11 protein-coding genes and 1 tRNA gene are annotated in these 11,992 nt (G+C 35.5%); all 12 read left to right on the forward strand.

Features of this window, described 5'->3' with window-relative positions; translation table 11 throughout:
- The first annotated feature begins 76 nt into the window (after positions 1-76).
- The 12 genes from ychF to B7703_RS05360 all read left to right on the forward strand — a co-directional run bounded on the left by ychF (position 77) and on the right by B7703_RS05360 (position 11,969).
- Positions 77-1,192 carry a redox-regulated ATPase YchF gene (gene ychF / locus B7703_RS05310; RefSeq protein ID WP_001218721.1) on the forward strand — a complete coding sequence of 372 codons (1,116 nt, stop codon included), beginning with the start codon at positions 77-79 and terminating at the stop codon, positions 1,190-1,192.
- 72 nt (positions 1,193-1,264) lie between these two features.
- The gene (gene pth / locus B7703_RS05315) at positions 1,265-1,834 is read left to right on the forward strand and encodes an aminoacyl-tRNA hydrolase (protein WP_000163938.1); all 570 of its coding nucleotides are present in this window, start codon (positions 1,265-1,267) and stop codon (positions 1,832-1,834) included.
- Positions 1,835-5,338 (forward strand): transcription-repair coupling factor, encoded by a 3,504-nt coding sequence (gene mfd / locus B7703_RS05320; RefSeq protein WP_084923905.1) that lies wholly within the window; start codon positions 1,835-1,837, stop codon positions 5,336-5,338.
- Positions 5,339-5,395: 57 nt separating this feature from the next.
- On the forward strand, positions 5,396-5,662 hold the full coding sequence (locus B7703_RS05325; protein WP_001234978.1) for an RNA-binding S4 domain-containing protein: 267 nt from the start codon (positions 5,396-5,398) through the stop codon (positions 5,660-5,662).
- Complete coding sequence (locus B7703_RS05330) at positions 5,655-6,023, forward strand: septum formation initiator family protein (protein ID WP_000041905.1); 369 nt, start codon at positions 5,655-5,657, stop codon at positions 6,021-6,023. Before B7703_RS05325 ends, B7703_RS05330 begins: the two co-directional genes overlap by 8 nt.
- Positions 6,024-6,027: 4 nt before the next feature.
- A complete protein-coding gene (locus tag B7703_RS10150) occupies positions 6,028-6,150 on the forward strand; it encodes an SP_0009 family protein (protein ID WP_000429339.1) in 123 nt (40 codons plus the stop codon).
- On the forward strand, positions 6,143-7,411 hold the full coding sequence (locus B7703_RS05335) for a serine hydrolase (protein ID WP_084923907.1): 1,269 nt from the start codon (positions 6,143-6,145) through the stop codon (positions 7,409-7,411). The genes B7703_RS10150 and B7703_RS05335 overlap by 8 nt, the downstream gene beginning before the upstream one ends.
- A complete protein-coding gene (gene tilS / locus B7703_RS05340) occupies positions 7,408-8,685 on the forward strand; it encodes a tRNA lysidine(34) synthetase TilS (protein ID WP_084923908.1) in 1,278 nt (425 codons plus the stop codon). Before B7703_RS05335 ends, tilS begins: the two co-directional genes overlap by 4 nt.
- A gap of 4 nt (positions 8,686-8,689) precedes the next feature.
- Positions 8,690-9,232, forward strand: a complete 543-nt coding sequence (gene hpt / locus B7703_RS05345) for a hypoxanthine phosphoribosyltransferase (protein WP_020902319.1) — start codon at positions 8,690-8,692, stop codon at positions 9,230-9,232.
- 15 nt (positions 9,233-9,247) lie between these two features.
- Positions 9,248-11,206 (forward strand): ATP-dependent zinc metalloprotease FtsH, encoded by a 1,959-nt coding sequence (ftsH, locus tag B7703_RS05350; protein WP_084923909.1) that lies wholly within the window; start codon positions 9,248-9,250, stop codon positions 11,204-11,206.
- A 120-nt stretch (positions 11,207-11,326) separates the two neighbouring features.
- Positions 11,327-11,806: a sigma-70 RNA polymerase sigma factor region 4 domain-containing protein gene (locus tag B7703_RS05355; RefSeq protein WP_084923911.1), complete on the forward strand. Its 480-nt coding sequence runs from the start codon at positions 11,327-11,329 to the stop codon at positions 11,804-11,806.
- Between the two features lie 91 nt (positions 11,807-11,897).
- Positions 11,898-11,969 (forward strand) — tRNA-Glu (locus tag B7703_RS05360).
- Positions 11,970-11,992: the final 23 nt, after the last annotated feature.

The raw sequence follows: 11,992 nt of genomic DNA on the forward strand, positions 1-11,992 counted from the left end.
AGTTAGAGGGTTAGCAAGTTTTCCCTTTTTGTGTTATAATATTAGGGATTGAAATGAAAACGGAGAATGAGAAAATATGGCTTTAACAGCAGGTATCGTTGGTTTGCCAAACGTTGGTAAATCAACACTATTTAATGCAATTACAAAAGCAGGAGCAGAGGCAGCAAATTACCCATTTGCGACGATTGATCCAAATGTTGGAATGGTAGAAGTTCCAGATGAACGCCTACAAAAACTAACGGAAATGATTACTCCTAAAAAGACAGTTCCAACAACATTTGAATTTACAGATATCGCAGGAATTGTAAAAGGAGCTTCAAAAGGAGAAGGGCTAGGGAATAAATTCTTGGCCAATATTCGTGAAGTAGACGCGATTGTTCACGTAGTTCGTGCTTTTGATGATGAAAATGTCATGCGCGAGCAAGGACGTGAAGACGCCTTTGTGGATCCACTGGCAGATATTGATACTATTAACCTAGAGTTGATTCTTGCTGACTTAGAATCAGTTAATAAGCGCTATATGCGTGTAGAAAAGATGGCACGTACGCAAAAAGATAAAGAATCAGTAGCAGAATTTAATGTTCTTCAAAAGATTAAACCTGTTCTTGAAGATGGAAAATCAGCTCGAACTATTGAATTTACAGATGAGGAACAAAAGGTTGTCAAAGGTCTCTTCCTGTTAACGACTAAACCAGTGCTCTATGTTGCTAATGTGGACGAGGATGTAGTTTCAGAACCTGACTCTATCGACTATGTTAAACAAATTCGTGAATTCGCAGCGACAGAAAATGCTGAAGTAGTCGTTATTTCTGCGCGTGCTGAGGAAGAAATTTCTGAGTTAGACGAAGAAGACAAGCAAGAGTTTCTTGAAGCACTTGGGTTGACAGAATCAGGCGTTGACAAGTTGACTCGTGCAGCTTACCACTTGCTTGGACTGGGAACTTACTTCACAGCTGGCGAAAAAGAAGTTCGCGCTTGGACCTTCAAACGTGGTATGAAGGCTCCTCAAGCAGCTGGTATTATCCACTCAGACTTTGAAAAAGGATTTATTCGTGCAGTAACTATGTCATATGAGGATCTAGTGAAATACGGATCTGAAAAGGCTGTAAAAGAAGCTGGACGCTTGCGTGAAGAAGGAAAAGAATATATCGTTCAAGACGGCGATATCATGGAATTCCGCTTTAATGTCTAAAAAAATTAATGAATAGTGTCAATTAGGTTGGAAAAAAATTCCAACCCTTTTGGCTTTTGAAAGGAAAAATAAATGACCAAATTACTTGTAGGCTTGGGAAATCCAGGAGATAAATATTTTGAAACAAAACACAATGTTGGCTTTATGTTGATTGACCAACTAGCGAAGAAACAGAATGTCACTTTTACACACGATAAGATATTTCAAGCTGACCTAGCATCCTTTTTCCTAAATGGAGAAAAAATTTATCTTGTCAAACCAACGACATTTATGAATGAAAGTGGAAAAGCGGTTCATGCTTTATTGACTTACTATGGTTTGGATATTGAAGATTTACTCATCATTTATGATGATCTTGACATGGAAGTTGGAAAGATTCGTTTAAGAGCAAAGGGATCCGCAGGTGGTCATAATGGTATCAAGTCTATTATTCAACATATTGGAACCCAAACCTTTAATCGTGTTAAGATTGGAATCGGAAGACCTAAAAATGGAATGTCAGTTGTTAACCATGTTTTGAGTACCTTTGACAAGGATGATTATATTGGTATTTTACAGTCTATTGACAAAGTTGACGATTCTGTAAACTACTATTTACAAGAGAAAAATTTTGAGAAAACAATGCAGAGGTATAACGGATAAATGTTAACCTTATTAGATTTATTCTCAGAAAATAATCAGATAAAAAAATGGCATCGAAATCTGACAGATAAGAAAAGACAATTAATGTTAGGCTTGTCAACTTCTACAAAAGCTTTAGCAATTGCTAGTAGTTTGAGACAGGAAGATAAGATTGTGTTATTGACGTCAACTTATGGAGAAGCAGAAGGACTTGTTAGTGATCTTATATCTGTCTTGGGTGAGGAACTTGTCTATCCATTTTTAGTAGATGACTCCCCTATGGTCGAGTTTTTGATGTCTTCACAAGAAAAAATCATTTCACGGGTTGAAGCCTTGCGTTTTTTGACTGATTCATTTAAGAAAGGGATTTTAGTTTGTAATATCGCAGCAAGTCGATTGATTTTACCGTCTCCCAATATATTCAAAGATAGTATTGTAAAAATAACAGTTGGTGAAGAATATGATCAACACACGTTTATCCATCAGTTAAAGGAAATAGGTTATCGCAAAGTTACGCAAGTACAAACTCAAGGTGAGTTTAGTATTCGAGGAGATATTTTAGATATTTTTGAGATGTCTCAGTTAGAACCTTTCCGAATCGAGTTTTTTGGTGATGAAGTAGATGGAATTCGGACTTTTGAAGTAGAAACACAATTATCAAAAGAAAATCAAACAGAACTCACTATCTTTCCAGCAAGTGATATACTTTTGAGGGAAAAGGACTATCTACGAGGGCAGTCAGCTTTAGAAAAGCAAATTTCAAAGACCTTATCACCAATTTTAAAATCATACTTGGAAGAGATTTTGTCAAGTTTTCATCAAAAACAAGTACATTCAGATAGTCGAAAGTTTTTATCTTTATGTTACGATAAAACATGGACTATATTTGATTATATTGAAAAAGATACACCAGTGTTTTTTGATGATTACCAAAAATTGATGAATCATTATGAAGCCTTTGAAAGAGAGTTAGCGCAATACTTTACAGAAGATTTACAGAATGGTAAATCATTTTCTGATATGCAGTATTTTGCAGATACAGAACAAACCTATAAAAAACAAAGTCCAGTTACCTTTTTCTCCAATCTCCAAAAAGGGTTAGGAAATCTCAAGTTTGATCACATTTATCAATTTAATCAATTTCCCATGCAGGAGTTTTTCAATCAATTTTCTTTTCTTAAAGAAGAAATTGAGCGATATAAAAAAATGGACTACACCATTATTCTGCAGTCTAGCAATTCAATGGGAAGTAAAACATTGGAGGATGTTTTAGAGGAATATCAGATTAAATTGGATTCCAGAAATAAGTCAAGCGTTTGTAAAGAATCTGTAAACTTAATCGAGGGTAACCTCAGACATGGTTTTCATTTTGTAGATGAAAAAATTCTCTTGATCACTGAACATGAGATTTTTCAAAAGAAATTAAAACGTCGTTTTCGAAGACAACATGTTTCAAATGCAGAGCGATTAAAAGATTATAATGAACTTGAAAAAGGGGACTACGTTGTTCACCATATTCATGGAATTGGTCAATATCTAGGCATTGAAACAATTGAAATCAAAGAGATTCACCGTGATTATGTCAGTGTTAAATATCAAAATGGGGATCAAATCTCCATCCCAGTTGAGCAGATTCAGTTACTGTCAAAATATGTTTCAAGTGATGGGAAAGCTCCAAAACTTAATAAATTAAATGATGGTCATTTTAAAAAGGCTAAGCAAAAAGTTAAGAACCAGGTAGAGGATATAGCTGACGATTTAATCAAGCTTTATTCTGAGCGTAGTCAGTTGAAGGGGGTTGCTTTCTCAGCTGATGATGATAATCAACATGCTTTTGATGATGCCTTCCCTTATGTTGAAACGGATGATCAACTTCGTAGTATTGAGGAAATCAAGAGAGATATGCAGGATTCTCATCCCATGGATCGACTTCTAGTTGGAGATGTTGGTTTTGGGAAGACTGAAGTTGCAATGCGTGCAGCCTTTAAGGCGGTCAATGATCATAAACAAGTTGTCGTTCTAGTTCCGACGACGGTTTTAGCGCAACAACACTATACAAATTTTAAAGAGAGATTCCAAAATTTTGCAGTTAATATTGATGTGTTGAGTCGTTTTAGAAGTAAAAAAGAGCAGACTGAAACACTTGAAAAATTGAAAAAGGGTCAAGTTGATATTTTGATTGGAACCCATCGTGTTTTGTCAAAAGATGTTGTGTTTGCTGATTTAGGCTTGATGATTATTGATGAGGAACAGCGATTTGGTGTCAAGCATAAGGAAACCTTGAAAGAACTGAAGAAACAAGTGGATGTCCTAACTTTGACCGCTACTCCAATCCCTCGTACCCTCCATATGTCTATGCTGGGAATCAGAGATTTGTCTGTTATTGAAACTCCGCCGACTAATCGCTATCCTGTTCAGACCTATGTTTTGGAAAAGAATGATAGTGTGATTCGTGATGCTGTTTTACGTGAAATGGACCGTGGAGGTCAAGTTTACTATCTTTACAATAAAGTTGACACAATTGATCAGAAGGTTTCAGAATTACAGGAGTTGATTCCAGAGGCTTCGATTGGGTATGTTCATGGGCAAATGAGTGAGATTCAGTTAGAAAATACTCTACTGGGTTTCATTGAAGGTCAGTATGATATCTTGGTGACAACTACCATTATTGAGACAGGGGTGGACATTCCAAATGCCAATACTTTATTTATTGAAAATGCGGACCATATGGGCTTGTCAACCTTGTATCAGTTAAGAGGAAGAGTCGGTCGTAGTAATCGTATTGCTTATGCCTATCTCATGTATCGTCCAGAAAAATCAATCAGTGAAGTCTCCGAGAAGAGATTAGAAGCGATTAAAGGATTTACAGAATTGGGCTCTGGATTTAAGATTGCAATGCGAGATCTTTCGATTCGCGGAGCAGGAAATCTTTTAGGAAAATCCCAGTCTGGTTTCATTGATTCTGTTGGTTTTGAATTGTATTCGCAGTTATTGGAGGAAGCTATTGCTAAACGACATGGTAATGGGAACACAAGAACCAAAGGAAATACCGAATTGATTTTACAAATTGATGCCTATCTTCCTGATACCTATATTTCTGATCAACGACATAAGATTGAAATTTACAAGAAAATTCGTCAAATTGACAATCGTGTCAACTACGAAGAATTACAAGAAGAGTTGATGGACCGCTTTGGAGAGTACCCAGACGTGGTAGCCTATCTTTTAGAGATTGGTTTGGTTAAGTCTTATCTTGATAAGGTCTTTGTTCAACGTGTGGAACGAAAAGAAAATAAGATTACAGTTCAATTTGAAAAAATTACTCAGCGATTGTTTTTGGCTCAAGATTATTTTAAATCTTTATCCGCAACGAATTTAAAAGCAGCCATAACTGAGAATAAGGGATTAATGGAAGTTGTATTTGATGTCCAAAATAAGAAGGACTATGAAATTTTAGAAGGTCTGCTCATTTTTGGAGAAAGTTTATTAGAGATAAAAGTATCGAAAGAAGGCAATTCCCTTTAACATTTTTCTTCTATAAAATAGATAAAAATGATACAATAATAATTTGAGGTAATAAAAATGAGATTAGACAAATATTTAAAAGTATCACGAATTATCAAGCGTCGTACAGTCGCAAAAGAAGTAGCAGATAAAGGAAGAATCAAGGTAAATGGAATCTTGGCCAAAAGTTCAACGGATTTGAAAGTTAATGACCAAGTTGAAATTCGCTTTGGCAATAAGTTGCTACTTGTAAAAGTACTAGAGATGAAGGATAGTACAAAAAAAGAAGATGCAGCAGGAATGTATGAAATTATCAGTGAAACACGGGTAGAAGAAAATGTCTAAAAATATCGTACAATTGAATAATTCTTTTATTCAAAATGAACACCAACGTCGTCGCTATCTGATGAAAGAACGACAAAAACGTAATCGTTTCATGGGTTGGGTTCTTATTTTGATGATTTTATTGTTCATTTTACCAACTTATAATCTTGCTCAAAGCTATCATCAATTACTCCAAAGACGTCAACAGTTATCAGACTTGCAAACTCAGTATCAAACCTTGAGTGAGGAAAAGGAGAAAGAGACAGCTTTTGCCACAAAGTTGAAAGATGAAGATTATGCTGCTAAATACATGCGTGCAAAATATTATTATTCTAAGAATCGGGAAGCTGTTTATACGATTCCTGACTTGCTCCCAAGGTGATAAAATGGAAAATTTATTAGATGTAATAGAGCAATTTTTGAGTCTATCGGAAGAAAAGCTGGAAGAGTTGGCTGATAAAAATCAATTATTGCGTTTACAAGAAGAAAAGGAAAGGAAGAATGCGTAAATTCTTAATTATTTTGTTGTTACCGAGTTTTTTGACCATTTCAAAAGTCGTTAGCACAGAAAAAGAAGTAGTCTATACTTCGAAAGAAATTTATTACCTTTCACAATCTAACTTTGGTATTTATTTTAGAGAAAAATTAAGTTCTCCCATGGTTTATGGAGAGGTTCCTGTTTATGCGAATGAAGATTTAGTAGTGGAATCTGGAAAATTGACTCCCCAAACAAGTTTTCAAATAACCGAGTGGCGCTTAAATAAACAAGGAATTCCGGTATTTAAGCTATCAAATCATCAATTTATAGCTGCGGACAAACGATTTTTATATGATCAATCAGAGATAACTCCAACAATAAAAAAAGTATGGTTAGAATTTGATTTTAAACTGTACAATAGTCCTTATGACTTAAAAGAAGTGAAATCATCCTTATCAGCTTATTCTCAGGTATCAATCGATAAGACCATGTTTGTAGAAGGAAGAGAATTTCTACATATTGATCAGACTGGATGGGTAGCTAAAGAATCAACTTCTGAAGAAGATAATCGGATGAGTAAAGTCCAAGAAATGTTATCGGAAAAATATCAGAAGGATTCATTTTCTATTTATGTTAAGCAACTGACTACTGGAAAAGAAGCTGGTATCAATCAAGATGAAAAGATGTATGCAGCTAGTGTTTTGAAACTCCCTTATCTTTATTATACGCAAGAAAAAATAAATGAGGGGATTTATCAGTTAGACACGACTGTAAAATACGTATCTGCAGTCAATGATTTTCCAGGTTCTTATAAACCAGAGGGAAGTGGTAGCCTCCCTAAAAAAGAGGATAATAAAGAGTATTCTCTCAAGGACTTAATAACGAAAGTATCAAAAGAATCGGATAACGTAGCTCATAATCTGTTGGGATATTACATTTCAAACCAATCTGATGCCACATTTAAATCCAAGATGTCTGCTATTATGGGAGATAATTGGGATCCAAAAGAAAAATTGATTTCTTCTAAAATGGCTGGGAATGTTATGGAAGCTATTTATAATCAAAACGGATTTGTATTGGAGTCCTTGACCAAAACAGATTTTGATAATGAGCGCATTGCCAAAGGTGTTTCTGTGAAGGTAGCTCATAAAATTGGGGATGCGGATGAATTTAAGCATGATACGGGTGTTGTCTATGCAGATTCTCCATTTGTGCTTTCTATTTTTACTAAGAATTCTGATTATGATACGATTTCTAAGATAGCCAAGGATGTTTATGAGGTTCTAAAATGAGGGAACAGGATTTTTTAAATCATTTTCTCAAAAGAGGATATTTCAAAAAGCATGCTAAAGTGGTGCTAGCTCTTTCTGGTGGATTAGATTCTATGTTTCTATTTAAGGTATTGTCTACTTATCAAGAAGAGTTAGAAATTGAATTGATTCTGGCTCATGTGAATCATAAGCAGAGAGTAGAGTCAGACTGGGAAGAAAAGGAATTAAGGAAGTTGGCTGCTGAAGCAGAGCTTCCTATTTATATCAGCAATTTTTCAGGAGAATTTTCAGAAGAAAGGGCTCGAAATTTTCGCTATGATTTTTTTCAAGAGGTCATGAAAAAGACTGGTGCGACAGCCTTGATCACTGCTCACCATGCTGATGACCAGGTGGAAACGATTTTGATGCGTTTGATTAGAGGAACTCGATTGCGCTATCTATCAGGAATTAAGGAGAAGAAAGTAGTCGGAGAGATAGAAATCATTCGTCCCTTCTTGCATTTTCAGAAAAAAGACTTTCCACTAATTTCTCACTTTGAAGATACATCAAATCAGGAAAATCATTATTTTCGCAATCGTATTCGAAATTCTTATTTACCAGAATTAGAAAAAGAAAATCCTAGATTTAGAGATGCAATCTTAAGTATCGGAAATGAAATTTTAGATTATGACCTAGCTATAGCTGAATTATCAAAGAATATTGATGTGGAAAATTTACAACAGTTATTTTCTTATTCTGAGTCTACACAAAGAGTTTTACTTCAAACTTATCTGAATCGTTTTCCAGATTTGAATCTTACAAAAGCTCAGTTTGATGAAGTTCGACAGATTTTAAAATCTAAAAGCCAGTATCGTCATCCGCTTAAAAATGGCTATGAATTGATAAAAGAGTACCAACAGTTTCAGATTTGTAAAATCAGTCCGCAGGCTGATGAAAAGGAAGATGAACTTGTGTTACACTATCAAAATCAGGTATCTTATCAAGGATATTTATTTTCCTTTGGGATTCCATTAGAAGGTGAATCAATTCAACAAATACCTGTTTCACGCGAAACATCCATACACATTCGTTATCGAAAACCAGGAGATGTTTTGGTTCAAAATGGGCATAGAAAAAAACTCAGACGTCTATTTATTGATTTGAAAATCCCTATGGAAAAGCGAAAATCTGCTCTTATTATTGAGCAATTTGGTGAAATTGTCTCAATTTTGGGAATTGCGACCAGTAATTTGAGTAAAAACACGAAAAATGATATAATGAACACTATACTTTATATAGAAAAAATAGATAGGTAAAAAAATGTTAGAAAACGATATTAAAAAAATCCTCGTTTCACACGATGAAATTACAGAAGCTGCTAAAAAATTAGGTGCTCAACTCACTAAAGACTATGCAGGAAAAAATCCAATTTTAGTTGGGATTTTAAAAGGATCTATTCCTTTTATGGCCGAATTGGTCAAACATATCGACACACATATTGAAATGGACTTCATGATGGTTTCGAGCTACCATGGTGGAACAGCAAGTAGCGGTGTGATCAATATTAAACAAGATGTAACTCAAGATATCAAAGGAAGAGATGTTCTATTTGTAGAGGATATCATCGATACAGGTCAAACTTTGAAGAATTTACGAGATATGTTTATTGCAAGAGAAGCAGCCTCTGTTAAAATTGCAACCTTGTTGGATAAACCAGAGGGACGTGTTGTAGAAATTGAGGCTGACTATACCTGCTTTACTATTCCAAATGAGTTTGTAGTAGGTTATGGTTTAGACTACAAAGAAAATTATCGTAACCTTCCTTATGTTGGAGTATTGAAAGAAGAAGTATATTCAAATTAGAAAGAACAATTTTTAATGAAAAAACAAAATAATGGTTTAATTAAAAATCCTTTTCTATGGTTATTACTTATTTTTTTCCTAGTTACAGCTTATCAGTATTTTAGTACAGGTAGTGTTGCAGGGAAAAGTGAGCAAATTAATTATACAGAATTGGTAAAAGAAATTACCGATGACAATGTAAAAGAATTGACTTACCAACCAAATGGCAGTGTTATCGAAGTTTCAGGTGTCTATAAAAATCCTAAAACAAGTAAAGAAGAAACAGGTATCCAGTTCTTTTCTCCTTCTGCTACAACAGTAGAGAAATTTTCAAGTATTATTCTTCCTTCAGATACTACAGTATCAGAATTGCAAAAACTTGCTTCTGACCATAAGGCGGAAGTAACTGTTAAGCATGAAAGTTCAAGTGGTATGTGGATTAATATTCTTGTATCCATTGTGCCATTCGGTATTCTATTCTTCTTCCTATTCTCTATGATGGGAAATATGGGAGGAAATAATAGCCGTAACCCAATGAGTTTTGGACGTAGTAAGGCTAAAGCCGCAAATAAAGAAGATATTAAAGTAAGATTTTCAGATGTTGCTGGAGCTGAGGAAGAAAAACAAGAACTAGTTGAAGTTGTTGAATTCTTAAAAGATCCAAAACGATTTACAAAACTTGGGGCCCGTATTCCAGCAGGTGTTCTTTTAGAGGGACCTCCGGGGACAGGTAAGACCTTGCTTGCTAAGGCAGTTGCTGGAGAAGCAGGTGTTCCATTCTTTAGTATCTCAGGATCGGACTTTGTAGAAATGTTTGTCGGAGTTGGAGCTAGTCGTGTTCGTTCTCTTTTTGAAGATGCTAAAAAAGCAGCACCAGCTATTATCTTTATCGATGAAATTGATGCTGTTGGACGTCAACGTGGAGTTGGTCTTGGCGGAGGAAATGATGAACGTGAACAAACCTTGAACCAACTTTTGATTGAGATGGATGGTTTTGAGGGAAATGAAGGGATTATCGTTATCGCTGCGACAAACCGTTCAGATGTACTTGATCCTGCCCTTTTGCGTCCAGGACGTTTTGATAGAAAAGTATTGGTTGGCCGTCCTGATGTTAAAGGTCGCGAAGCAATCTTGAAAGTTCATGCTAAGAACAAGCCTTTAGCAGAAGATGTTGATTTGAAATTAGTGGCTCAACAAACTCCAGGTTTTGTTGGTGCTGATTTAGAGAATGTATTGAATGAGGCGGCTCTAGTTGCTGCTCGTCGCAATAAATCGATAATTGATGCTTCAGATATTGATGAAGCAGAAGATAGAGTTATTGCTGGTCCTTCTAAGAAAGATAAGACAGTTTCACAAAAAGAACGTGAATTGGTTGCCTACCATGAGGCTGGACATACCATTGTTGGTTTAGTCTTGTCGAATGCTCGTGTTGTTCATAAAGTTACTATCGTACCACGTGGACGTGCCGGCGGATATATGATTGCACTTCCTAAGGAAGACCAAATGCTTCTTTCCAAAGAAGATATAAAAGAGCAATTGGCTGGCTTAATGGGTGGACGTGTAGCTGAAGAAATTATCTTTAATGTCCAAACTACAGGAGCTTCAAACGATTTTGAACAAGCGACACAAATGGCGCGTGCAATGGTTACAGAGTACGGTATGAGTGAAAAACTTGGCCCAGTACAATATGAAGGAAATCATGCTATGTTTGGTGCACAGAGTCCTCAAAAATCAATTTCAGAACAAACAGCTTATGAAATTGACGAAGAAGTTCGTTCATTATTAAATGAAGCACGAAATAAAGCTGCTGAAATTATTCAGTCAAATCGTGAAACTCACAAGTTGATTGCAGAAGCATTATTGAAATACGAAACATTGGATAGTACGCAAATTAAATCTCTTTACGAAACAGGAAAGATGCCTGAAACAGTAGAAGAGGAATCTCATGCATTATCTTATGATGAAGTAAAGTCAAAAATGAATGATGAAAAATAACCGAAAGAGAGGCGTATCCTCTCTTTTTTGTGCAGTTTAGACGGTGTAGGGAACAGAATGGGGGAAATGGGACAAAAGTGTTTCTGAATCTGTTAAACTGTATCTAGAAAGGGGAACGTTATGTTTAAAGAATTGTATAAAGAAGTCCAGGGGATTGTATATAAGTGTAGAAATGAATATTACCTTCATTTATGGGATCTATCGGATTGGGACCAAGAGGGGATGATTTGCTTACATGAATTGATTAGTAGAGAAGAAGGAATAGTAGAAGACATTCCTCGTTTAAGAAAATATTTCAAAACTAAGTTCCGTAATCGAATTCTAGACTATATCCGTAAGCAAGAAAGTCAAAAACGAAGATATGATAAAGAACCGTATGAAGAAGTAGGTGAGATTAGTCATCGTATCAGTGAGGGAGGTCTGTGTCTAGATGATTATTATCTCTTTCATGAGACACTAAGAGATTATAGAAGTAAACAAAGTAAAGACAAACAAGAAGAGTTAGAACGGGTCCTAAGACATGAACGCTTCCGAGGGCGTCAAAGAGTATTAAAAGACTTACGTATTGTGTTTAAGGAGTTTGATATCCGTACTCGGTAAGAAGCTATGCAAAAAAAAGAAAAAAACAGAAAAAGTTGTTGACAAAAAATAAAAAGCCTGTATAATAGTAAGAGTTGAAAATAACAACTCTGGTCCGTTGGTCAAGGGGTTAAGACACCGCCTTTTCACGGCGGTAACACGGGTTCGAATCCCGTACGGACTATGGTATGTTGCGGATGGAACACT

The organism is Streptococcus mitis, from assembly GCF_002096735.1.
Lineage (GTDB): Bacteria > Bacillota > Bacilli > Lactobacillales > Streptococcaceae > Streptococcus > Streptococcus mitis_CZ.